Below are 23,991 nucleotides of genomic sequence, written 5' to 3'. Positions count from 1 at the left end.
ACCGAGACGCACCCCTCCTTATTGGTTGGTCGCGACGACGTGGATGTTCTGCGGGGACGCCTGGATCGCGAACCCTATCGGACCTGGGAGCGTAGACTCCTCGTCGAGGCCGATGCGATCGATACAGGTGCGAGGGTTAGTGAAATCGAGATTGCTCACCGGGCGAAGGCGCTTGCCTTCGCCTTTTCCTTGTCCGGAGACCGGCGCTACGCAGAGAAGGTCGAGCGGCTCTTCGTCCGTGCGAAGCGTCCCTCCTGTGGCGGCAGGTGGCGAGAGCTCGATGAGGTCGTGGCCGGCGCCGCTGACTACGCCCTGGCCTACGATCTGATGGCGCCACACCTGCGTTCCAACCAACCCCTCGACACCAAGATGCGGATGTTCATCGACGAACTCGCGGGCACCCTCTACCGTGAACGCTACGTCTGGCCAAGCCCCGGTGGCGATACCCGCGAGGTTCGTCAGGCCTGTGCCCTGGGAATGTGCGCGCTGGCCATCCGCGGCGAGGCTCCCCTACACTCTCAACCGGGTCCGCGTGCCTGGTATACGCGGGCACGGCGCCAGCTAACCGCCGCCTTCGAGCACCAGATCTGTCGAGATGGGGGCTACGCCGAGGGGCCCGGCCGGCACTTCGAGGCGGCTGAGTTGTACCTGCCCTTCTTCGCCGCAAGCAAGCAGGTAATGGGAGAGGACCTGCTGACCGGCGACGTACTTCAGGCCTGCGAATGGGGAGCCCGCATCCGCATGCCCGACAGCCTGCGCCCGGCTCTCGACAGCTCTGTGCCGACGCCGAGCTGCAGTTACCTGGCGGCCGCACTGGCGCCCAAGTCGAAGCTTCTGAGCTGGGACGCCGCGACCAGCGACCTGGGGGGTACGGTACCCGCCGAGCAGCTTCCCGAGGCACTTGCCCTCTACGATGACGGAACCCCGGCCGCCAAACCGGGCGGACACCCCAGTCAGGTCCTCAGCGCTGCCGGCGACGTTGTCTTGCGCAGCGACTGGGGCCCGACGGCCAACTACCTGCTCCTGCTGGCCGAGCATGGGCGAGCCCGTTCCGCCGGCGGCGTCTATGAGCAGCCGGACTCCTCCAGTCTGGTGCTCTGCCGCGGACCGGAGACCCTTGTGATGGATACGGGCTGGGGAGGCTGGGCTCATCGTCAGGACACGAGCGGGGGACGGGCCCACAACCTGGTCCTCATGGACAATCAGGGCCCACCGGTCAAGACCGCGCTCGGGGCCATCGTGGCCGTGGATGTCGAGGCGCAGGTCACAGACAGCATACTCGACCGCGAGGTCGATGCCGTGCGAGTCCGGCGGATGCACGACCAGGCGATCTTCGACCGCACGGTCATCTTCGCCAGCCGCAAGGACTACCTCCTCTTCGACCGCCAGCTCGCCGGGCAAGGACCCCACGACTTCACCTGGCAGTTGCATCTCAACGCGGGCGGAACCACCGGGGGCCGCCTCGTCGTGGAGAAGAACACCGCCAGGGTGACCCGCGAGCAGGCCGCCCTGACGATCTCGCTATACTCCTCGCATGACGGCGGCGACGAACTGACCACCGACGAGGCGATCCACTACCTGCACGAAGGGCAGCCGGAACGCCACACCGTACTCAGGGCCACGGCCCGCAACCGCGACCAGGTGAGCTTCCTAACAGTGCTCTCACCCACAGGGCCCAGATCGCAGGCGCCATCGACCTCCTCCCACCGCGATCGTGGCTGGATGGGTCTGAAGCTCGGGGAGACCGGACACGGCGCCTTCCGCACCGAGGGCAGCGGGATCATCGGCGACGACGGCGTCCGCACCGACGGGTATGCGCTCTACTGGGAAGCGGATGGCTCCGGACACCCCAGCTACGTCTTGATCATGGGAGCCTCAAGGTTGTGGGTGGAAGGAAAGCTAGTGTGGAAGACCCGCCAACGGCAGACCGCCGTCTGGCGCCCCCACACTGCAGCGCAACCCTCCTGAGTTTCCCACATGCCGCAGCATACCTTCCTTCTTTTCCGAGCCCTGGAACCACCGCACGTCAGAGCGCTTGCCCCTCCTCCGCCCACTCCCGAATCCCGAGTTTTCCACCGAAATCAACAGGATGGGAGGGGTTTTCCACCGACTCATCCACATACTTGGGCATTCAAGCCATGGTCCGTTCTGTAATAGGCATGGCCGAAAAAACGTCAAGATCGAGGTCGTCCCAGCCACGACGTTGCGCCCCGAAGAACCCCGCTGCACCCACCATTGCCGCATTGTCCGTGCAGAGGCGCAGCGGTGGGAAGCACGCTGGAACGCCGTGACGCTGGCTCCACTGGCCCACCTTCTCCCGCAGTCTGGAGTTCGCCGCCACTCCTCCGGCCAGCATCACCTGACGGGCCCCATACTGCGCCGCCGCCTCAATCAGGTTGCGGGTCAGCGTATCCACGACAGCCTCCTGGAAGCTCGCTGCCAGGTCGGCGATCTCCTGCGTTGGTGCGTCGATGCCCTGGGCGCCGCCCTTGGTTGCGTTGCCGTAGCGCGATTGCACCTCGCGCAGCAGCGCTGTCTTGAGGCCGCTGAAGCTGAAGTCCAGGGTGTTGGGCACCACGGGACGCGGGAAGTTGACGGCCGTCCGGTCGCCCTCCTGCGACGATCGATCAATCGCCGGGCCGCCGGGATAGCCTAGGCCGAGGACTCGCGCCGCCTTGTCCATCGCCTCACCGGCCGCGTCATCCCGCGTGGCACCCAGGACCTGGTAGCTGCCCAGGCCCTTCACCAGCACCAGATCACTATGCCCGCCCGAGACGATCAGGCATACGCTTGGGAACAGGTCCAGCGCCGGCGAGCGCTCCTCCTCGGGCTTGCGCAGGAAGTTGGCAAGCAGGTGGGCCTCAACGTGGTTCACCCCGATCAGCGGCAGGCCTGTGGCGAGTGCATACCCCTTCGCCGCCGCAACGCCCACCAGGAGCGAGCCCACCAGCCCAGGACCGTGAGTCACCCCGATCCCGGCGAGGTCCTTCCAGCCAAGGCCGGCTTCCGCCAGCGCCTGCTCCACCACGGCGCTGATAACCTCGGCATGTTTGCGCGAGGCCACCTCAGGCACGACACCGCCGAACCTGGCATGGATGTCCACCTGCGAGGCGATCACGTTGGAGTGAATCACCCGACCGCCCTCCACTACGGCAGCGGCGGTCTCGTCGCAGGAAGTCTCGATCCCCAGCAGCAGGCTATCGGTCCCAGATAAGGTGGCGCTCATGACGGCTCTCCCAGCTCTTCCTCAGGCTATTCAGGTGCCTCTGTAGCTCGGGGCTGCGCAGTTCCTGCAGGATTGCCTCGACGGCATCCTCGCCGTTGTCCTCGTAGTAGCCCCGGCGGAGGCGGTTGGGCTTGTACCCAAGCTTCGCATACAGATTCGCGGCTGGCTTGTTCCCTACTCGGTACTCCAGAAAGACGGTGTTGAGCTTGTGCTCCCTTGCCTCGATCAGCATGCACAGCATCAGCGCCTCACCGAGGCCCTCACCCCGGTGCTCCTCAGTGATGGCAACCGTCCCCACGTGCCCCTCATCAAGCGCGAAACGCATCCCGGCATAGCCAATCACCTCCCCGGCCAGTTCGGCGACCAGGAAGACCGAGTCGGGGCGCATCATCTCGTCCTTCAGACTCCAACTAGGCCACGGGTCGGAAAAGCTGGTGCGCTCGATCCGCACCACGGAGGGAAGATCATGCACTCCGGCGCGTCGGACCCGAACCACCGGCGCCTCCTCGGGAATCGCGGGGCACATGCAGCAAACCTCTGAGGGCAAGGGCGACCAGGCCGCAACACCTGCAGGTCAGTCGGCCCTGACGGAATGGGCGCAATCAGCGGATGCGGCGGAGGGTGATCGACCAGTCGGTAATGTCGACGGCGGCTCGCTGGGCCTCTGTCACGTTCCCGCGCAGCGTCGAGTCATTGGCCCCTTCGGTGACGAAGCTGTCCGCGTTGGAGTACGTCCGATACTCGCTGGTGCTGAAGGTCACGGCGTCGTTGCCCAGCGGCCCCAGGGCATCGTAGCAGTGCTGCGCGGGGTCCGTCACGCTCGGGTCGTAGATCAGTTCGGTGGTTGCGATCACGTTGAAACCGAGGTCCGTCAGCCCCGAGCCGAACTCGGAGAGGTCAATCGTCGCTCGCAGGCTGTTAGCCCCTGCCGGAATAGTGTAGGCGAAGGGAGGGCCAAGGAGCTGCGGCGACTGTGAGATCTCGGTATCGATGCGCGCCGTCCCACCGTAGACCAGATCGCCCGTGGTGATCGTGGCACCCGGAATCGGCGGCGTACTGGTGGCGGCGGTCGAGTTTGCCCGCAGTGAGGCGGTGCTCTGAACCGCCGGCGCCGGTGCCATCGGAACGAAGGTCACACTGACCGTCGCCGTCGTCGGTGCGACGGTGATCGTCTGCGCCCCGGCCGTCGCGGAAGCCAGCGTGAGAACCAGTCCGAAGCTGTCCAGCGAGGTCGTTTGCAGCGCGACGCCACCGGCGTTCAGACCGGCAATCTGTGCTTGTTGAGTTGGCGTGAGCGTCGTCGAACCTGCGGCCGGGGTGTACACAACGCTCCCGGCGATGGTCTTGCCCGCTGCATCGGTGCTGACTGTGATGCTCCCGGCCGTCTGCCCCGAGGCGTTGTTCACGCCGCTGATCATCCCGGTGCCGCTCAGGGAAGCGACGCCGGGAACCGGGGCTCCCACGGTGAGGTCATAGCGACCGGCGTCGGCTCCGCTCGGAGTGCCGCCGGCAGCCAGAATACCGCCGCCTGCCTGGCGCAGCACGATCGTCAGATTGGTCGAGTAGAACTCGTACTGCCCCAGGCGGTACTCCAGAAAATGGGTCATCGACCCGGTGCCCCAGCCGTTGCCCCAGAAGGGCCCCGTAGCGACGGGGACGGGAATACGTGTGCTGAAGTTGGGGTTCTTGTTGAGGGCCAGGAAGTAGTAGGCCGAATCCTCCACCGGGCCCCGGAACTGAACCCACACGTCCATCACCGACTGGGGCAAGGTCGTGCCCTCACCCCGCGCGCAGCCACCGACACTCAGCACCGGCACCATTGCCACGAGCGCAAGACACAACAGGCGAGCGCAGCGCAGCCAACTGCCACAGGGCTGTGCGCGGCCGGTAGACGACTCGGAGTCGATGCTGCTGGGCCCGCGTCGGGTCAGGCGACTCATTGGGTCTCCTCGGAAGTCATGCGAGAGCGTGCACGGGCCAGCAGCGCTCGGGGGTTCGTGTCCAGAATCGTCTCGAGCATCTCGGGTGAAACCCCGCTGCAGCGGGCGACGTGCTCGGCCCACTGCGGGGTTAGGATGTCCTCGGGGCGATGCGTGTCACTATTGACGACCATCGAGGCGCCGGCCGCGAGCGCGACCTGGGCGACGAGACCGTTGGCCATCCCGTGACCCTGTCGAGAGGTCAGCTCGATCATGACACCGTTCTCACGAGCCGCTTTGGCAACCTCCGGCGTCAGCAGCCCCGGATGGGCCAGCACATCGACCTCCGGACACTGGGCCGCGGCCAGGTTCGTGCCGGGCTGGACGGGCTCGACCGGCGACTCGCCGTGAACAACCACCAGAGCAGCACCGGCAGCCTTGGCCTGGGCGGCCAGTTCGGCGATGGCCGTCGCCGGCACATGGGTCAACTCCACGCCCGGGTACACCTCGAAGTCCCAGTGCTTGCGGGCGAGGGCACAGTCGCGTGCGCCCTCGGTGATCACGCGCTCGAGGGTGCTGGCACTCGCGTGATCTGCGATGGCCATCCCTGCGTAGCCGTGGACGATGCAGCGGCGGATCAACTCGATCGGCAGCAGAGCACCGTCGCTGAGAAAGGTGTGCATGTGGAAGTCGAAGACGACGGAAGATGACATGTCAGATCTCGCCTCGCCCATAAGGAAGGTGTCCATGGACACCCGTGAAGAACCGCTTGAGGTGTCGAACTTGGATGCACGCACAGGCAGCTACCCCCGTCCGCGGGAAGCGCAGGACTGCCTCTTGTGGCTTAGCACACCGGCCACTTAGGAGCTGGACTTTGTCTCGTACTCGACCGCGCGGGCCAGGTACTTGAGCACCACGAGCGCGCCGTCGGTGCGCGCGCCCGCCGAGTTGATCTGGTCGACGAGACTGCGAGCACCACCGGCCAGCGACATCAGGTCGGCCGGCTTGGTGTTGTTGCTGTAGGCGGCGGTCAGGATCAGCGCCATCTCACCATACCCCACACCTTCGCCGCGCAGCTTGGCCACGAGTTCAGGACGCTGCATCGTGAAGTGGGCCACCATGCCGTCCAGACTCGGGCGCAGGACAGGATCGACGCCGGTCGCGGCAAGGTTCACCCGTGAGATCAGCGAACGCAGTGTTGCCCGGTCGACCACTTGCTTGGCCTTGGCGGTAGCTGCCAGGGCCGTCAGTGCCCGCGCCTCCGTCAGTTGGGCCGCAAGCTGGGCCCTCTGGGCCGTGGCTGCGGTCCGGTCGCCGTTCATGATCCGGTCCACGTAGCCCGTGGCTTCCTCCGCCGCTTCGGCCGCCGCCTTCACGGCCGGTTGCGCACGAGTCAGCTCATCCAGAGCCGTCTGCACATCGTCGGCGGCCCTCTGGGTCTCGCGCAGTGTCCGTTCGAGGACGGTCACGTCACCAGCCGCGAGCCGCCCGTCTTGGGCCGCCCCGAGTTTCGCCTGGATCTGGGCCGCGCTCTCCGCCACCTGGGCGGCACACAGGTTGAGGCCTTCGCGCTGGCGCTCCACCGAGTACACCGGATCCAGCGCGCGGTTCACGACGCTATTCGCAAAGGCCACCAGGCTTTCCGCAGCTTCGCTCAGTTCGGCCTGCGAGTCGGCGAGACCGAACAGGTTCTCGATCACCGACTGCGCGCCCTTGATGGAGGGATGGTACGCCGCAGTCAGTGCCTCCACCTGACGCCCGGCGTCGGTAGCGGCCTGCTCCGCCTTGGACACCCCACGACCGGCGTCGGCAAGCAGCAGCGTCGCTCGCTGTCGTTCGGAGTCTGAAGCCGGGGTGACCGTCGGCAGCGAAGTGGTCGCCGCCAGGCGGACACCCTCCGTGGCATAGTTGCTAGATCGGATCCGCAGAGCCGTCTCGAAGGTCTGGCGGGCACGTTCCAGATCGCCGCGGTGCAACTGTACCTCGCCCAGCGACACCACGCTCTCCGCATCCGTCGGGCGAAGCTCCACAGCCTTCGCCAGCAGGTCGGAGGCTCGGCGGAACTCGTACCGATGGGCATAGCCGCGGCCGGTCTGCAGCAGTGCGTCGGGGTTGTCGTTCGAGAGTTCGGGCATGGCCATCTGGCGGGCCGCACGCTTGTCGGTCGTTGGGTGAGTGCGGAACATGACCTCGATGCTGGAGGGCCGGCTCTTCTCGTACTTGGCCAGCAGACGGCCGAAGAAGTCGACTTGCCCGCGCGGGTCATAGCCCGCTGCGAAGGTCAGCCGACGCCCCATGTCATCGGCCTCATACTCGTTCTCGCGGCTGTAGCGCAGCGACAACAGTCCCAGACCAAGGCCCGCTGCGTCTGCCAGGCCTCGACTTTGGCCGCCGAGAATCGCCAGCCCGATGTTGTACAGGAACCCGCGCTTGACCGCGCTGATGGAGTGGCGATTCGATACGTGGCCGATCTCATGGCCGATGACGCCCCAGACCTCCTGCTCGCTCTCGCAGAAGTCCAGCAGCCCCGTGGTCACGTACACATGCCCGTAGGGCGCGGCGAAGGCGTTGACCAGGTCCGTGTCGATGACCTTGAACTCATAGGGCAGGTTCTGGCGCACCACGTAGCCGAGCATGGTATGGCCCATGGTGTTGATCCAGTCGGTCAGGAGTGGGTCCTTGACGACCTTGTACTCACTCTCCACCGACGCCGCGGAGATGTCACCGATCTTCTTCTCGATCTGCTCGTCGCATCCAGAGAGGAGGCCGAGCAGCAGCACCGACCCCAGCAGGACAAGCCAGAGACGACCACAGCGGTTCATGCACTCTCACCTTCTCTTCGGCACACGCCTCGGACCCAGTGCGAGCCCGTCGGATGGTAGACTGACCCGCCGACGCCAATTCTGCGGCAACCTGCGATCAAGAGTCGTAACGACAGGCCCGCGGATACCTTCCGCCGCGCTTTGCGGCATTGTAGGTTTGCCCTGAAGTGGGTGTCAAGGAAACCCGCGCCTTAGGGCTCCACCGGGCCACAGAACCGGCCCCAAGGTCAGGACGGCCCACAGGATCGAGGAATCCGGGGTGTCACTGACACGTGGTGACACCCCGGTAATCGCTACTTAGCAGGCTTGTACTGTGTGTAGTGCGGCTGATACATCCCATCCCGCAGCGTCTTGGCAAGGTCGCCGACTGCCGGTTTCGCCGCAAGGCCCTCGCGGATCGCCGACTCCATCACCGCGGCGCCGATCTGGGCCGAGACCGACCTCAGGTCGCGCACCGGCGGCAGAACCAGACCGCGCTCGTAGTCCGCGTCATCGGTCAGCTCATGCAGCCGCCGGGCCGCCGAGGTGAGCATGCGGTCCGTGATCCGCGTCGCCCCACACACTGCAGCACCCAGGCCGACGCCGGGGAACACATAGACGTTGTTGGCCTGCGAGAACTGGTACTCCTTCCCCTTGTACTCCACCGGATCGAAGGGGCTTCCGGTGGTGATGATCGCCCGCCCGTCACTCCAGCACAGGATGTCTGCCGGAACCGCTTCGGCGTTGGCGGTCGGGTTGCTCATGGCGAAGATCGACGGACGCTCATTGAGCTCGGCCATGGTCCGCACGGCTTCCTCGTCGATCGCGCCCGGATGACCTGAGAGTCCCACGAGTGCCGTCGGGCGAACGCGCTCGATGACGTCATAGAGCGACAGTCCGCCCCAGCCCTCGACCACAGAGGCCGGAGTTGCGACCTGGCGCTTGTAGTCAGGCAGGCCGGGCCGGGTATCGACGAGCAGACCGCGACTGTCGAAGACGTAGACCCGCTCCTTGGCTTCCTCCAGGCTCAGCCCCTCGCTCTGAAGGGCATCGAGGATCCCGAGGGTAACGCCTACGCCCGCGCAGCCGGCTCCGACGATACAGATGACCTCCTTGGCGAAGGACCGTCCAGCCAGCTTCGCAGCGCCCATGAGACTGGCAACCGTGACCGACGCGGTGCCCTGAATGTCGTCGTTGAAGGAGCACACCTCGTCCCGGTAGCGAATCAGGTTCTCAAAGGCGATGTCGCGGCTGAAGTCCTCCCACTGCAGGATGGCGTTGGGCAGCCGCTTCTTGAAGCCCTCGACGAAGGAGTCGATGAAGCTATCATACTCGGCCCCCCGGAGCCGAGGTTGCTTGACGCCCAGGTACAGCGGGTCTTCCAGCAGTCGGCGGTTGTCGGTGCCTACGTCAAGGCACACCGGCAGGCACTCGTCCGGTCGGAATCCACCGGCCGCCACATACAGGGCAAGCTTGCCGATGGGGATGGCCATCCCGCCGGTGCCCTGGTCGCCGATGCCGAGGATGCCCTCGTTGTCCGTGCAAACCACCACGCGCACATCCTCGCACGGCACGTTACCGATGACTTCCTCCATCCGCACGCTGTCTTCCGGTGTGAGGTACAGGCCGCGAGTGGCGGCGAAGAGGTGCGAGAACTCCTCCACCGCCTGAGCCACTGTGGGCGTGTAGACAATGGGCATCATCTCGGCCAGATGCGAGATGAGAGCTGCGTAGAACAGGGTCTCGTTGCGGTCCTGCAGGGACCGCAGGTAGACGTGCTTGTCGATGGGAGTGGCCTGGCGCCGGAAGTTCTCGAGCACACGCTGGACCTGCTCGTCGAGGTTGGAGACGTGATGCGGCAGCAGTCCCTCCAGTCCAAGCTCGATGCGCTCCTCGTTGGTGAAGGCGCTACCCTTGTTCAGTGAGGCGTCGCTCAGGAGGTCGCCGCCGCGCGCGGTTACGTAGAGAATGTCGTCGTCTGGCTTTTTCATTATGACCACCTTTTCTGGTTTATTGACAAGATGTGAAGGTAAAACATACAATCGACGAAGCCGAAACCGGAAGCGAGATGGTGATCCGTCCCGGCCCTCTCGCTACTATCCGGCACGGCCGTGAGTTCCTTGCTTCACGAAGCGGTCCTCTTTCCCGGTGGACCTCAGAGCCCGCTCTGCGCGCTGGTCCCGTTCCCGCACCGGGGGAAGGCGTGAAGTCGTCTGTGGCGAAATGGGTGTTATCTCGAATACAGACTTGACGGCACATCATGAGATAGGGTGCTGTGCGCAATGACTGTGACAGGTCGGCTGACGACGCTTGCCCGGGAGCAGATAGACAGAGCTGTTCAGTGGGTGAGCAGCCTCACACACCTGCCCTGCGCCTATGTCTGGGTACAGGAGGCGCAAGACCACACGGCACCATGGCCCGTGCAGCCGGTCGGTCGCCATCCGGTCTACGCCCTGGTTGCGGCCGATGCGGCCGAAGCCAGGATGGTAGACGAATTGTCGCGTGCAGGCCGGGAGGCTGTCAAGCGCGGTGAGCCAATCTTCGCCGATTCCCTGCTCGGACCGGCAACAATCTGGGCCTGTCCGTGCTTCTCGCACTTCCCGGGGGGCGGCCCAGTCGCCGGTGCGCTTACGGCCTATCTCCACACCGGGGCAGCGCTGATGCCGGTCGCCGAGCTGGCCGATCGGCTGGGATGCCCCCCTGAGGAGGTCTTGTCGGCGGTGGAGCAGTGCTTCGCCCTGGGGCTGACCGATGAACAGGCTGCTGCGACGCGAGCCTCAGTCCAAGCCCTCTGCGAGGCCCTGGACCAGCGACTCGAGGAGAGCCTCTCGGGCGACTGCGAGGGCAACGGGTCCGACGATGCGCCTGCCCCGCCTTCCACCGCAGCCCTGCGAACTCCTGAGAAGCGTCTGCAGAGTCGCGAGACCACGCTGCGCCTGCAGGAGCTGGGAATGCGCCTCGCCGCTGAGAACGAGGGCCTGCGAGAGGCCCTGCGGGCTCGGAGCCTGCTGATGGCGCATATGAGTCACGAGCTGCGCACGCCGCTCAACGGGATCATCGGGCTTACCGAGCTTCTGCGTGACGGTGCCTTCGGGCCGGTAACCGAGGAGCAATCGAAGTACCTCGCCACCGTTGAGAGCAACGGGGCCCACCTCGTCCGCCTGATCGACGACCTGCTGGATATAGCAACCATTGAGACCGGAAGGTTCACGATCCGCTCCGAGCCCTGTGCCCTTGGACAGGTGCTGGCGGATGCCGCGCAGACCCTTCAACCGATGGCACGGAGCCGCCGCATCTCGCTGTCGCTCACGCTGCCGCCGGACGACACCATCGTGGTCATCGACGCCGAGAGACTTCGCCAGATCGCCGTGAACCTCATCTCGAACGCCGTGAAGTTCAGCCCGCGAGGACGGTCGGTGGAGGTCCGGGCTCGACTGGACGGGCCGGACCTGGTCTTCAGTGTGCGCGACTGGGGCCCGGGGGTTCCGGCGGCAGAACAGGACGTCATCTTCGAGGAGTTCCGGAAGGGCTCGGCACAGTCTGAGGGGAAATACGAAGGTACTGGTCTGGGACTTCCGCTTGTCCGACGTCTCGCGGCTGCGATGGGTGGCACCATCGAGTTGCACAGCGAGGAGGGTCACGGTGCGGAGTTTGTGGTCCGGCTGCCGGCCTCTGGAATGCCCACGAGTCAGGCGAACGAACCCAGGGAGGCGACCGTTACGCCGGCGGTGGCAACTGACGGTCAAGGGACCGTCCTCATCGCGGAGGAGGATGAGGCCAGTCGAGCGGTCCTTGCTGAGGTGGTGAGCGGCGAGGGCCTGCGCCCCGTGACGCTGGCGAGCCCTGACGACCTGCCCCATCTCACCCGCGAGCTTCGGCCGGCTCTGCTGTTGGTTGGACAGGCGAAGGGTGGCCCCCATGTCGTAGAGGGGCTGCGGAAGCTCCGCCAGGACCCCGCACTCGTCGACGTGCCCGTGGTCTTCGCCGGTCCGCGCGATCTGCGAGAGCAGGCGATGCAGATCGGGGTGACGGAGACCTGCGCGTACCCGGTCCGGCGGCCCTACCTGGGGCGGCTCATCAACCGCATCCTGGCGAGGTCGGCAGTCAGTGGCCTGGCCCTGGTAATGGACGACAACCCGGCCTTCAGCGAGGCCATGGCGATCCTGATCGAGACGGCGGGCTTCCACGCTCTGTCGGTCAACGATGGGCGGACGGGTCTCGAGATGGCTCTGCGGCACCTGCCCGATGTGATCATCCTCGACCTGATGCTGCCGAGGATGAACGGCTGGCAGGTAATCGACGCCCTCAACGCTGATGAGCGCACACGCGGCCTTCCCGTGATCGTCTCGACGGTCAAGCCGCTGACCGAGACCGAACGCAGTGAGCTGGAACAGAAGTGCTACGCTCTTTTGCCAAAGGCTAGTTTTTCGTCAGACGCTTTCCTCTCCTTGCTCGGTGGGCTCCCGGCGGGAAGGGACGTAAGGGGTGACTGATGCATGGGTGACCAACCGCTATCCATCTTGCTGGTGGAGGACGCTCCGGTAAACCGTGAGCTGGCAGAGATTGTCCTCACGCGCGCCGGCCACTCGGTGCAGTCTGTGGAGACCGGACAGGCGGCGCTGGAAGCACTCGGCGCTCACGAGTACGACGCTCTCGCGCTCGACATCCGCCTTCCGGACATCGACGGGCTGGAGATTGCCCGCAAGCTCCGGGCCGACCCGAAGACCCACGACATGCCCATCGTGGCCATCACGGCGCTGGCGATGAAAGGTGACCGCGAGGCTGCGCTGGAGGCCGGCTGTGACGGCTATATCACCAAGCCCGTGAATACCCGAACACTGGCGAAGGACGTAGCGAAGATCATCGCCGAAGCCCAGAAGCACAGGAACACCAAGTAGCAGAGGCGCCCCTCGTCGGAGCGCCTCTGCTTGGATCCCCGGGGGAACTGCACTGCTCTAGATGGCGTCGGGCCCGCGCTCCCCGGTACTGATGCGGACCACTTCCTCGAGCGCGTAGACGAAGATCTTGCCCGCGCCGATGCCCCCGTCCCTTGCGGCACCGCAGATAGTATCGACCACCTGAGGTGCGAGCCTGTCATCCACGACGACCTCGATCTTCACCTTCGGAAGGAAATCGACGTGGATTTCGTTGCCGCGGTAGACGCCGGTCTGCCCCTTCTGACGTCCGAAGCCGCGTACCTCGGACGCCGTCATCCCCGTGACGCCGATCTCGTGTAGAGCAGCCTTCACGTCCTCGAGCTTCTGTGGTCTGATGACTGCCTCGACCTTCTTCATGTCACTCCCGCTCTCCTCTCATGACGCCTCCCGACTGGGCGAGGTGGCCTAGAAGTTGATATCCAGTTGCGTCGTGATAGTGTCGTCGAGCGCGCTGTCGTTGTACAGATCGTAGCCGAAGAGCAGGCTGACCTTGTCGGTGACTGCGTAGGAGGCGCCGAAGCTAAGGGCCCCGAAAGCGTTGTCGCCGCTCTGGTAGTCGATCGCTCCCCACCACTTCCTGTCACTGGTAAGGTACCCATCCACACCGGCCAGCAGCATGTCGGAATCGCGGCCCAGCGTCGCTTCCTTCCCCTTGCAGTAGCCCAAGGTCACACGAGCGGGACCGAGGGTCTTCGCGCCCAGCACATACAGCATGTTGCAGTCGGTCACGCCGGACTCGGTCCCCAGATTGTACACGCCAACCGCCACCGCGGGGGCCTTCTCGCTCTCCGGCACCAGCAGGCACTTGGCGTTGAAGTACAGCGGGTCGTCGGAACCGCCCAGGTAGTCAACGCCAACCTCTGCCTTGCCACCCAGTAGGCCGTAGGTGAGGCCAACATCGGTGGGAGAGCGGTAGCCGTCGGTCTTGGTGAAGTAGTTGTCGATCCCCAGGTGCCAGGTTCCGTCGGCCTGGATATCGGTGGAAGGGATCCAGATCAGGGTCGAGGGTGTTGCGTGGGCAACCGTCGTGCCCAGGACTGCCAACAGGATTCCCGTCAGGAACAGAGTGGTTCTCATGAGAGCTTCCCCTTTCGCGGGGTCGTGTTGTGCTCGGCGCAGGGCGGCCGAGGTGTGTGAGGACGGCTCAGTCGGTGCATCAGAAGCCGAAGTCCGGGTAGGCAGTGACACCTGTCTCAGGAAGGTCGAGACCCTTTTCTTCGTCCTCAGCCGGGCTGCGCATCGGAGTGATGGCGTTGAGGACCTTGAAGACGATGAAGGCCATGACCAGGGCGTAGAGGATGACGGTGACGACGCCTATCAACTGGGCGAGGAACTGATCGGCGCCACCGTACAGAAGGCCGCGGACCGCGTGATCGACGCCGTTGAGCCCCTTGCCGTAGGTGCCGTCGGCGAAGATACCGAGCGCCAGACAGCCCCAGAGACCGTTCGCGCCGTGAACGCCAACCGCACCAACCGGGTCATCGACGTGCAGCACGCGCTCAACGAAGAAGACGACGACGCAGACCAGGACACCGGCGACGAGGCCGATCACCAGTGCGGCCCAGGCGGGAACGAAGGCGCAGGGCGCGGTGATGGCGACGAGACCTGCAAGGAATCCGTTGGCTGACATTGGTGCGTCGAACTTGCCGGTGATGCTCTTCATGTACAGCATTGCCGATAGCATCCCGGCGGCCGAGGCGAGCATGGTGTTGACGGCTACTACAGCCAGGCGGACATCCCCACCGGCCAGCGTGCTGCCCGCATTGAACCCAAACCAGCCGAAGGCGAGGATGTAGGCGCCGAGAACCGCGATGGGAATGTCGTGGCCGGGGATCGCCCGGGGCTTTCTACCGGCCGTGAACTTGCCGATTCGCGGACCCAGGAGCCAGGCGCCGACGAGTGCGGTGAGACCACCCATGGCGTGGACGACGCTCGATCCGGCGAAGTCACAGTAACCATTCCCCAGGGCGAAGTTCGCACCGAGCTTCGAGAGCCAGCCGCCGCCCCACACCCAGTTGCCGAAGACTGGGTAGCTGATCGCCGATACGACGAGGCCGTAGAGACAGAAGTTCGAGAACCGCCAGCGCTCGGCCATGGCGCCTGTGGGGATGGTCGCCATCGCGTCCATGAATACGACCTGGAACAGGAACATTGCGAAGACGGCGACGTCGTAGTTGTTTCCGGCCAAGGCCGCACCCGACCAGCCGAAGAGGCCGAAAGGCTTGCCGAACAGGTTCACGGTGATCTCATGACTCAGGCCCGCCCCACCGGCGAGTGAGGCAAAGGGGCCCGCACCGCCGAACATCAGGGGGAAGCCTACGAAGAAGAAGCCGATGACTCCGAGGCCATAGATGACGAGGTTCATCATCATCGTGTGCACCGCGTTCTTGGCGCGGACAAAGCCTACCTCGAGCATCGCAAAACCAGCCTGCATGAACATGACCAGAAAGCCCGCCATCAGCAGCCACACGTAGTTGACAGCGATCTTCGTGTGACCGAGCTCGGCGGCCATCTCGTTCATGGTCGGCTCTCCCGCCGTTGCCGCCACCACATCGGCGGCGGTTCCCGTCTTGTCGCCTGTCGGGTCTCCCGCGTAGGCGAACTGCATGACTGCGCCAAGGAGGACAACCGTCGTAACCGCCAGGAGCAGAGCTCGTCTGGCTGTAGTGCGTGGTGCCATCGATGAACACGTCCTTTCTGCCAGCCGCAAGATCACGTGCTCGACTGAGCTGCAGTCACTTTCGCACTCTGGTGTTTCCCCGGCCTTTCGGTGGCGTTTCCGGCGTGTTTCGGGATCGGAAGCTCACGGGGGTACCAAGGGCAAAGAGGTTTCTGACCGTAAGGAGAGAAGGGGGTACCGTCGACGTCGCTACCACTGAGGGAGTCGAGCCCAATGTCTGATCGAGAGCGCATCCGCCTCACCCAGACCAGTTCCTGCGCTGGGTGAGCGGCTAAACTCGGGGCGGCAGCCCTCTCGCAGGTTCTGCGAGGACTTCCCACCTTCGTGGACCCCAACCTCATCATCGGCAACGAAACCGGCGATGATGCGGCGGTGTATGCTCTTGCTCCCGATCAGGCGGTCGTGTTCACCGTAGACGCTTTGACGCCGATCCATGATGACCCGCACGTCTTCGGCGAGATCGTGGCGGCCAACTGCCTCAGCGACGTCTGGGCCATGGGTGCCCGTCCCATCCTGGCGATCAACGTGTGCGGGTTCCCGCAGGTCGGACTGCCGCCGGAGATCCTCACGCAGATCCTGCACGGTGGTATGTCGAAGGCTGCGGGGGCAGGAGTCACGGTCGCCGGCGGCCACACGATGAGCAACCCGGAGCCCTACTACGGGATGGCGGTACTGGGGCTTGTCGACCCGCACAAGCTGGTCTCCAATGCCGGTGCGCAGCCGGGTGACCAGCTCGTGCTGACCAAGCCGCTGGGGACCGGGGTGCTTGTCACGGCGATGCTGGGCGACAAGATCAGCGAGGAGGAACTGGCGGCGCTTACCGCGTCGATGACGGCCCTCAACAAGGCTGCCTCTGAGACGATGGTCGAGTTCGGCGCCCACGCAGCCACGGACATCACCGGCTTCGGCCTGATTGGTCATGCGCAGGTCCTGGCCCAGGCGAGTGGTGTGGGGCTGAGGTTCTGGTGGGACCGCTTGCCCTTGCTGCCCGGTGCTCTCCGTCATGCGGCCGAAGGGACCGTCACCGGTGGCGGGGCGAGCAATCGCGAGTACTACGGGCAAGATGCCGACTTCGGCGCTGGGTCTGAGGCGCAGATCGAGCTGGTGTGCGACCCGCAGACCTCGGGCGGGCTGCTGATCGCCCTGCCGGAGGATGCCCTCGAACCGGCGCTGGAGACAATGGCCTCGCGAGGAGTCCAGGTGGTGCATGTGGGCGAGGTGGAAGCCGAAGCGGCCGGACGGCTCACCTTCCTCGGGGAAGGAACTGCCGGGTAGCCCGGCGAATCTCTTACTTGCTGCCGGTCGTGATTCAGGCGGCCGGAAGCGACCTTACGGGGGCGGATGGTGCCTGGTGGTGCTCGCGGGCTTCAAACCCGTCGTGGGGCATTGAGAGATGTCCCGGGTGGGTCCGATTCCCACACGCCCCCGCCAAAGTGAGCAAAGCCCGAGGCCGAACAGGGCGCCTCGGGCTTTCGTGTGTCTGAGGGTAGGGCGACGGGGCTCTCAGAGCACTGTGACGCGTGCCCCGGCGGAGAGGGCTTCCGGTGTGAGGTTGTACAGCGCGTCATGGAGCGCGACCCGGAAGGAGCCTGGCCCGTGAGTGTCCTTCTCGGCCAGTTCCGCGGCGTATCCCAGGCAGGCCAAAGCACCCGCGGCGGCGATGACCGGGTCAGACTCCACGGCAGCGAAGGCGGCAACCACGGTCGTCGAGGTGCACCCCGTTCCGGTCAGCGTGGTCAGCCAGGCGTTCCCATTGTCGACAGCCAGGGACCGCGTGCCGTCGGTGATGTGATCCCGAGCGCCGGTGATGGCTACGGTCGCTCCCCAGGCCTGAGCAGCCTGCTTTGCGATGGCCGGCACGTCTCCGACCTCACCCACGCTTTCGACACCGCGCACTTCTCCGCCGGCGCCAATCAGCGCGCCGATCTCCCCGGCATTGCCCCGGACGATGGTGGGCTGAACCTCCGCTATCAGACGCAGGTTGCTCTGGGTCCGATAGGTCGTTGCACCCGCGCCGACGGGATCGAGGACCACTGGGACGCCGCAACGCTTGGCCTCCTGCCCGGCGAGGATCATGGCGGTCACCCAGGAGGGCTCCAGCGTGCCGGGGTTCAGCACCAGCGCCCCGGCGCAACGCACCATCTCGGCGACCTCCTCCTGCGCATGGGCCATGACCGGCAGAGCCCCGAGCTGGAGGGTGACATTGGCGGTGTCGTTCATGACGACGTAGTTGGTGATCTGGTGAATCAGCGGCTTCGTCTCGCGGATCTTGGCGAGGTCGGCGCCGATTCGGGGGCTGAGGTCTTCAGGCTTCATGGCTGGTCTTCCTTTGCGAAGGGGAGGCCGGTGAGCGCTAAGGCTTCCGGCAAGCTCTGGCGAGTTCTCGGGCAGCCGCCTCTGGGTCCGGCGCTGCCATGATGGCACGAACCACGGCACAGCCGGCTGCTCCGGCCGCCATCACGTCGGCAGCCTTCCCCAGGTCGATGCCCCCGATGCCGACTACGGGCACGGGCGACACCCGGCACATCTCCCGCAGTCCCGTAAGGCCCTGCGGGGTCCCTGTGTTGGTCTTGGTGGGCGTTGCGAAGACGGCATTCGTGCCGACGTAGTCTGCACCGTCCTTCACCGCCTCATCCAGTTCGGCAGCGTCGGCAACGGTGACGCCGAGAATCTTGTCGGGGCCGATCATCCGGCGGACGCGGTCGGCTGGAAGGTCCTCCTGGCCAACGTGAACGCCGTCGGCATCGGCGGCCAGCATCACATCGACGCGGTCATTGATGAGGAGCGGGACGCCGGCCGGTCGCGTGATCTGCAGCAGCGCCTCCGCCAGCTCAAAGAACTCGCGGCCCTCAGCCTTCTTCTCCCGCAACTGCACAACCGTCGCGCCGCCGGCGATTGCGGCGGCCACGACATCGACGAGCTTGCGCCCGGCGAGCAGTGACCGCTCAGTAACCAGATACACGGATAGGTCAAGCTTCACAGCTCATCGGCTCCCGTCTTGTGAGGATCACGGGCCCTATTGTACACGCGCCCTGTCGGTTCGCAAGGGAGGTTGTGGGGAAGAGGGGGCGACACTGGGTCGCTGTGGCCGAGGAGGCAAGGCAATCAGGGCCGCGAAGGGAGTGCCCTTCCCGGCCCTGAGGGTGTACGTAGCTTTCCGGCAAGCCTTGTGGGGCTAGCCTGCCTTCTTCTTCTTCAGCGCGAGGACGATGACGACGATCACGACAACTGCAGCGACTGCGCCACCAAGGAGGGGCAGAGGCAGGCCCTTGCCGCCACCTGCGCCGCCCTCTTCAGAGGCCTCGCCGCCTTCAGCACCAGGGGCGGCTTCGCCACCGGGTGCTCCGGGACCACCCTTGCCGCCTGCAGAGGGTCCACCGGGAGGCGCACCAGCGCCCGGGCCTTCCGCTGCAGGTCCAGCAGGTCCGCCTTCGCCACCAGCCGCAGGCGCTCCCGGAGGTGCGCCGGCACCAGGGCCTTCTGCCGCCGGGGCACCAGGTCCACCCTTACCACCAGGCGCAGGTGCACCGGGCTTGCCACCAGGTGCGCCGGCCTGTGCTGCCGGTGCGGCGCCAAGGTCGGAGGCCTTCACGGTTTCGAGGGTCTGGAAGTTCATCTGTGCTCGGTCGAGGAACACGCCGCGATCCGCATGGTCACCCTTGGCGACCTCAGCCTTGATCACGTCGCGCATTTCCCACGGCAGGGCATGGGCGGCCGGAGCAGGCGTGCCCGTCGCAAGGTCGACGGTGGTGTAGCTAAGCTGCCCGGTCTTGGCATCCATGCCGCCCAGAACGAGACGGCTCACTTCCTTGCCTGAGGCGTCGTAGACACGCCAGGCCTCTCCGGCGTTCACCGGCGGCTTGACCTCGCCCGCCCACGCGAGAGAGGAGAGGATAAGACACGTCACCGCGAGCATCACTGCCGTACGCTGAGAGCGTAGGGACATTGCATCATCACCTGTTAGGATTAGCGACCCTGTGGACCAGCGAGGGGAGGAGGTTTCTTCGCGCGTGCCGGGAATCCTTCCCCGATCCCTGACTGGACACCTTGCGCCTACATAACATACCACGATAGGTGATCTTGTGATACCCGGTTGGATCTCACGTCCTGACAAGGTTGACGCCCAGGTAGCGGAGTGGAGCGAGAACTTCCCCCATGCCTTCACCGCGGAGAGCTTCCCTCAGTACGCCGGTCGCCCCGTGTGGGCGCTGAGCGTAACCGACAAATGTGCGTCTTCCGAACGCAAGAAGCGCATCCTCATCGACAAGCCTCATGCCCACGAGCCTGCGCCGATCGCCGGGCAGGTGAACGTGATCAACATGCTCCTCACCGGCGAGAGCCTCGACGGTCGCCCGACGGAGTTCGACAACGACCGCGTGCTGCATGACTGTCTGATCACCTTCCTCATCGACGCCAATCCGCAGGGAACGGCCAGTGCTCCCGTCGAGTGCTGGGATGGCAGCAAGTACACCAATGACGAGTTCTGGGCCTGGATGCGCGGGGTCGACCCCGACACCGGGCTGATGTGGAAGCGCGTGGATCTGTGGGACGACACCAAAGAGGAGAAGCTGCCGACCCGCTACGGGATTGTCTACGAGCAGGTCTCGGAGCATGAGTACGTGGAGCCGAACCGCCATCATCGCAGCTCGCTGTTCCGGTGGCTGTACAAGCTATGGGACCGGTACCCCTGGGACTGGATGCTCTCGCTCCACCAGACGGAGTTCGTCAACAGCGACCGCAACTGCATGGTCATCATGCCCTGTGCCTACGACGAGCAGCCGCCACAGATCCAGCAGGCGGAAGGAGCGTGGGGAGAGGCGGTCGTGGCGGCGTGGCAGAACCTCGAAGGGGCTCGGCCCATCGAGAAGGTGGAGCCACTGAATTACACCGGTGAGCAGCGCGACTACCTCGTGAGAGCCTGGCGCGACTTCAGCTCGCGAGTGCCCATGCTTACGAGCGAGATCCAGAACAACAGCCCGACCACGCCGCCCTTCGTCCAGATGCGGCTCAATGAGGTCGCCGTCCGCGCCACCATCGAGCACGCTTTGGCGTAGGGGTACTTCGGAGGAAAGCGCAAGGGCGTGGTTGGCTACCCCACGCCCTTGCGTTGTGGTTTGTGCTTCGGGGTTAGTGCGCGACCATCCAGACGGTCCCGCGAGAGTCCGTTCCCCCGTTCGACTTCAGCAGACCGGCCACCTCATACTTGCTCCCCGGCTTGAACCCCTTGAGCTGCAGCGTATAGGTATTGTCGCGAGTGCCTCCGCCGCTCCAGCCCTTGTGGGTGTCCTCGGCCACAGGCTTGCCGTCACACAGCAGTTCGGTCTTGACGATGTCCACTCCATGAGCGCCGCGCGTGTACTCCCACTCGACGACGACTGGTCCGTCACCCTTGATGAACTTGGTGACATCGTAGGTGACCGTGGCGCCGGTCTCGCTCATCTGAGCCGGCACCCACTCGCCGAGTCGGGTGTACGTCCCCGACACGAAGCCGAAGGTCTCGCCCGCCGGCAAGGCTTCGATGGTCCCCGCTTTGGCTTTGGCCTGGAGATCACGCAACTGACCGGCAGTCGCGCCAAGCTGCTCCGACTGCTTGTTCAGCCGGTCCCAGTCGCCGAGGTACGCCCCGCAGTTGTCCACGAAGTAGCGGTAGCCCTTGGCTGCCTCGCCAGCCTCACTTCCGAGTCCTGCGATGCCGTCGGCGGCCTCCTGGAGTTTGGCGGCGCAGGCAGTCGAGTCCTTGCCTATCAGGTCAGCGGCGGCCCGGTAGGTGACTCCTGCCTGCTGCATGACCTCGAGCTTGTGAGCGGCGTAGCTCATCATCTGCAGAGCAAGACCGGTAGCCTGAAGCGTCACCTTATTGGTCGACGCCCGGGCCGAGAGATCGGCAACACGACCCAGCGGCGCCTCGAGGGCGGTGGCGAACTCACCCGCGGATTGCGCGAGGGCCGGCGGCTGCTTCATGGCGAAGTCCCGGATCACGCGGTTCGGCGCACACCAGATCAGGTCGGTGAGGGTGCCCAGGTTGCGCCACTGGCTCACCTTGCGGTCCATCGGCAGCGGGTCGGAGATCGTGCTCTCGATCTGGTCGGCGGCCGCAGCATCACGCAGGCCGAAGAACTCGTCGGCGAACCGTCGGTTGAACTCCGTCTTGGGGGTGCTCTCGGGATTCCAGGCGCACTCGGCGGAGTAGATCAGCCCGTACCAGGAGTTCTCGATGAGAGCGCCGTGCATGAACTCCCAGGTGGTGCAGTAGGCGCCGCCGCACTTGTGCTCCTCCCCGGCCTTGTAGAAGCCGCTGATTCCACGGAAGGTTGTGCGGTAGTCCGGGTAGATTCGTGAGTAGCCCACGACGGCCGGGCAGCAGTGCACATCCTTGAACCCAGCCTTCTGGTACTGTTCGATCTGCGGGTAGCTGCTCGGCCCGTGGTAGATCCACTCGGTCGGGATGCAGTCCTTCTCCAGCAGGTCCTGGTACTGCAGCGTCATGTAGCTGAGCGCCGGAGTCGGTCCGCCGTGAGAGGGCCAGAACATCATGGTCTTTCCGTGCTTCTTGACGAGCTGGTTGAGCTTGTTCATGTGCTCGGAGTACAGCAGTCCGTAGCCGCCCTGGGCAACCTTGGCGCTGCAGGCCGGGCACTTGCCGAAGCCGCCTTCGAACTCATCGGCGCCAACGTGGATGAACTCGGTGCTCGGGAAGGCCTCAAGCAGCTCGGTGTAGACGTCGTCGAGGAACTCCCAAGTCTTTGGCTCGCTGGTGCAGAAGACCCAGGAGCCACCGGCTTCACGGTACTCCTTCATCTCGGGATGACCGAGCACGGCGCTTGCGTGCCCCAGTGATTCGAACTGCGGGATGAGCTGCACATGGTAGGGCTTGGCGAAGGCCGATAGCTCGGCGGCCTTCTCGTGGGTGAAGGTGCCCTCGCGCCCGAGGAAGGGGTACTTGCGGAACTTGAAGTCGTCTTCCATGTAGAACAGCACGGCGTTGATCTTGCAGCGCGCCAGTTCGCGGAGGACGCGCTTGACATAGTCCACGTTGATGGTCTGACCGCGTGCCACATCGTACTGGATGATCCGGTAGGGGAAGGCCGGCCAGTCGCGGATCGTGCAGTGCGGCAAGCCGACCTCGCCGTCGCTCTTGCGGGCCAACTGGCCGACGGTCATCGCGGCGTACAGACATCCCTGCTCCGTGGGCCCGACGAGGAAGGCGCCGTCGTCATCGACGAAGGTGAGGTAGCTTTCGTTGCCTGGCGGGATAAGCCCGGCAGGCGGCTGCTCAGGCCAGAAGCTGTCACCGGCCAGACCGAGGTTGATGTGCCCGAAGCGTCCCTTCTCGCAGGGCTCAAGGCGCAGGTCCAGACCGGTCCGCTCCTGAAGAAGGTCATGCAGCTCCCGCGCGGCGAAAAGGACACCTTCGGATGCCGTGGCGGGGTAGCAGATGTGCGTGTCGGCAGCGAGCTTGAAGCTGCCCTCTTCGAAGCGCATCTCACGAGGCTGCGGGATCACCGACACTCCGAGGCGCTGCATGGCCTTGGAGGCTGCGAGGCGCTTCGTAAGCTCCGGACTGGCAATCGCGGCATAGGCGTAGATGGGGCGACCGGGCTGGTTGCGATACAGCGTCCAGCCGTCACCTGTGACGATGCCCGTGGCGAACAGGTCGAGATAGCCACGGGCGCGGTCGGCCTCCGTCAGCGTGTCGGTGAGGTCGATGGGTGTCCGGTTGGTGGCATTCCATTCGTCGCCGTTGGCGATGGTCGGCCCCTGATAGACGACCGGCCCGGTGGCTGAGTCACGGCGCACGAGGAGCTGGTAGGAGCTGCCCTGGCCGCTCATGCCGACGACGTTGCTGAGGCTCACCCAGTAGCCGACGAGATCGCCTGCGGGGATCGGGAACCGAACCTGCAGCGACTGACCTGAGGCGATGGACCCGAGATGCCCGTCTCCCTGCGGCGTGGGTTCAAGGGATTCGTAGCGGGTAGTGAAGTCACCGTAGTCAGCCCAGCGGTCGGCGGAGGAACTTTGGACGAACATAGCCAATAAGGCGGCACAGACCACTGCAACTTGACACAGACGCTGCATTGCGGGGCCTCCCTTGCGAGATGGTAGCCGAGTACTTCTCGGAGGAGGGCGCTTCACCTTCTGACCCTGGACCGTGACGGTGCGACCAAGCTTCCACAAGCAAGGAGGCCGCCGGTGACAGGTCTGGTCCGTGCACAGATAGGCAACACGGGTGGTCGGTGGAGAGGCTATGTCGGTTGGGGCTTGCTGGTGCTCTTCGTGGGGATCGGTCTGCGGCCGCCGGGAGAGTGGCTGACGCCCGACCAGGCGATCTATGGTCTGGTAGGGCGTGAGATGCTCCAGGGGGCTGTGCCCTACCGTGACCTGTGGGACAACAAGGGCCCGGTGATGCTGTTTGCGTACACGGGCCTGG

General features: G+C 65.2%; 18 protein-coding genes, 1 tRNA gene and 1 pseudogene. 7 read left to right on the top strand and 13 right to left on the bottom strand.

Annotation, left to right across the window (positions count from 1 at the left end; translation table 11 throughout):
* Positions 1–39 precede the first annotated feature (39 nt).
* Entirely contained in the window at positions 40–1,968 is a 1,929-nt protein-coding gene (locus ABFE16_08810) for a heparinase II/III family protein (GenBank protein ID MEN6345396.1), read from the top strand.
* A gap of 163 nt (positions 1,969–2,131) precedes the next feature.
* Here ABFE16_08810 and tsaD read toward each other — a convergent pair whose 3' ends face one another.
* The 6 genes from tsaD to ABFE16_08780 all read right to left on the bottom strand — a co-directional run bounded on the left by tsaD (position 2,132) and on the right by ABFE16_08780 (position 9,937).
* Positions 2,132–3,226 (bottom strand): tRNA (adenosine(37)-N6)-threonylcarbamoyltransferase complex transferase subunit TsaD, encoded by a 1,095-nt coding sequence (gene tsaD, locus ABFE16_08805; protein MEN6345395.1) that lies wholly within the window; start codon positions 3,224–3,226, stop codon positions 2,132–2,134.
* A complete protein-coding gene (gene rimI / locus ABFE16_08800) occupies positions 3,198–3,752 on the bottom strand; it encodes a ribosomal protein S18-alanine N-acetyltransferase (GenBank protein MEN6345394.1) in 555 nt (184 codons plus the stop codon). Before rimI ends, tsaD begins: the two co-directional genes overlap by 29 nt.
* 76 nt (positions 3,753–3,828) lie before the next feature.
* A complete protein-coding gene (locus tag ABFE16_08795; GenBank protein MEN6345393.1) occupies positions 3,829–5,166 on the bottom strand; it encodes a hypothetical protein in 1,338 nt (445 codons plus the stop codon).
* Entirely contained in the window at positions 5,163–5,858 is a 696-nt protein-coding gene (locus ABFE16_08790) for a histidinol phosphate phosphatase domain-containing protein (protein ID MEN6345392.1), read from the bottom strand. The genes ABFE16_08795 and ABFE16_08790 overlap by 4 nt, the downstream gene beginning before the upstream one ends.
* Positions 5,859–6,005: 147 nt before the next feature.
* Entirely contained in the window at positions 6,006–7,967 is a 1,962-nt protein-coding gene (locus ABFE16_08785; protein ID MEN6345391.1) for a M48 family metalloprotease, read from the bottom strand.
* A 293-nt stretch (positions 7,968–8,260) separates the two neighbouring features.
* A complete protein-coding gene (locus tag ABFE16_08780) occupies positions 8,261–9,937 on the bottom strand; it encodes an NAD-dependent malic enzyme (protein ID MEN6345390.1) in 1,677 nt (558 codons plus the stop codon).
* A gap of 291 nt (positions 9,938–10,228) precedes the next feature.
* On the opposite strand from ABFE16_08780, the gene ABFE16_08775 reads away from it, so the two are divergent.
* Complete coding sequence (locus ABFE16_08775; protein ID MEN6345389.1) at positions 10,229–12,439, top strand: ATP-binding protein; 2,211 nt, start codon at positions 10,229–10,231, stop codon at positions 12,437–12,439.
* Between the two features lie 3 nt (positions 12,440–12,442).
* Positions 12,443–12,844 carry a response regulator gene (locus ABFE16_08770; protein ID MEN6345388.1) on the top strand — a complete coding sequence of 134 codons (402 nt, stop codon included), beginning with the start codon at positions 12,443–12,445 and terminating at the stop codon, positions 12,842–12,844.
* 57 nt (positions 12,845–12,901) lie between these two features.
* Here ABFE16_08770 and ABFE16_08765 read toward each other — a convergent pair whose 3' ends face one another.
* The 3 genes from ABFE16_08765 to ABFE16_08755 all read right to left on the bottom strand — a co-directional run bounded on the left by ABFE16_08765 (position 12,902) and on the right by ABFE16_08755 (position 15,563).
* The gene (locus tag ABFE16_08765) at positions 12,902–13,240 is read right to left on the bottom strand and encodes a P-II family nitrogen regulator (protein MEN6345387.1); all 339 of its coding nucleotides are present in this window, start codon (positions 13,238–13,240) and stop codon (positions 12,902–12,904) included.
* Positions 13,241–13,288: 48 nt separating this feature from the next.
* Positions 13,289–13,960 (bottom strand): hypothetical protein, encoded by a 672-nt coding sequence (locus ABFE16_08760; GenBank protein MEN6345386.1) that lies wholly within the window; start codon positions 13,958–13,960, stop codon positions 13,289–13,291.
* Between the two features lie 79 nt (positions 13,961–14,039).
* Positions 14,040–15,563 carry an ammonium transporter gene (locus ABFE16_08755; protein ID MEN6345385.1) on the bottom strand — a complete coding sequence of 508 codons (1,524 nt, stop codon included), beginning with the start codon at positions 15,561–15,563 and terminating at the stop codon, positions 14,040–14,042.
* A 279-nt stretch (positions 15,564–15,842) separates the two neighbouring features.
* On the opposite strand from ABFE16_08755, the pseudogene selD reads away from it, so the two are divergent.
* Both selD and ABFE16_08745 read left to right on the top strand, forming a co-directional pair.
* Positions 15,843–16,838, top strand: a pseudogene (gene selD, locus ABFE16_08750) (selenide, water dikinase SelD).
* A 58-nt stretch (positions 16,839–16,896) separates the two neighbouring features.
* A tRNA-Sec gene (locus tag ABFE16_08745) sits at positions 16,897–16,994 on the top strand.
* 72 nt (positions 16,995–17,066) lie between these two features.
* Here ABFE16_08745 and thiM read toward each other — a convergent pair.
* The 3 genes from thiM to ABFE16_08730 form a co-directional block, all read right to left on the bottom strand.
* On the bottom strand, positions 17,067–17,879 hold the full coding sequence (gene thiM, locus ABFE16_08740) for a hydroxyethylthiazole kinase (protein ID MEN6345384.1): 813 nt from the start codon (positions 17,877–17,879) through the stop codon (positions 17,067–17,069).
* A gap of 37 nt (positions 17,880–17,916) precedes the next feature.
* Positions 17,917–18,543, bottom strand: coding sequence for a thiamine phosphate synthase (gene thiE, locus ABFE16_08735; GenBank protein MEN6345383.1), 627 nt, complete (start codon positions 18,541–18,543; stop codon positions 17,917–17,919).
* A 195-nt stretch (positions 18,544–18,738) separates the two neighbouring features.
* On the bottom strand, positions 18,739–19,509 hold the full coding sequence (locus ABFE16_08730; protein ID MEN6345382.1) for a hypothetical protein: 771 nt from the start codon (positions 19,507–19,509) through the stop codon (positions 18,739–18,741).
* Between the two features lie 136 nt (positions 19,510–19,645).
* Between ABFE16_08730 and ABFE16_08725 the strand changes: the two genes are divergently transcribed.
* A complete protein-coding gene (locus ABFE16_08725; GenBank protein MEN6345381.1) occupies positions 19,646–20,617 on the top strand; it encodes a hypothetical protein in 972 nt (323 codons plus the stop codon).
* A gap of 73 nt (positions 20,618–20,690) precedes the next feature.
* Here the strand turns inward: ABFE16_08725 and ABFE16_08720 are convergent, their stop codons facing one another.
* The gene (locus ABFE16_08720) at positions 20,691–23,639 is read right to left on the bottom strand and encodes a family 20 glycosylhydrolase (protein MEN6345380.1); all 2,949 of its coding nucleotides are present in this window, start codon (positions 23,637–23,639) and stop codon (positions 20,691–20,693) included.
* Positions 23,640–23,753: 114 nt separating this feature from the next.
* Between ABFE16_08720 and ABFE16_08715 the strand changes: the two genes are divergently transcribed.
* A partial coding sequence (locus tag ABFE16_08715) for a hypothetical protein (protein ID MEN6345379.1) occupies positions 23,754–23,991 on the top strand: 238 nt, incomplete at its 3' end.

This window comes from Armatimonadia bacterium (assembly GCA_039679385.1).
Classification (GTDB): domain Bacteria; phylum Armatimonadota; class Zipacnadia; order Zipacnadales; family JABUFB01; genus JAJFTQ01.
The sequence above is the reverse complement of the archived record's forward strand: the minus strand, read 5'-3'. Positions and strand labels throughout refer to the sequence as shown.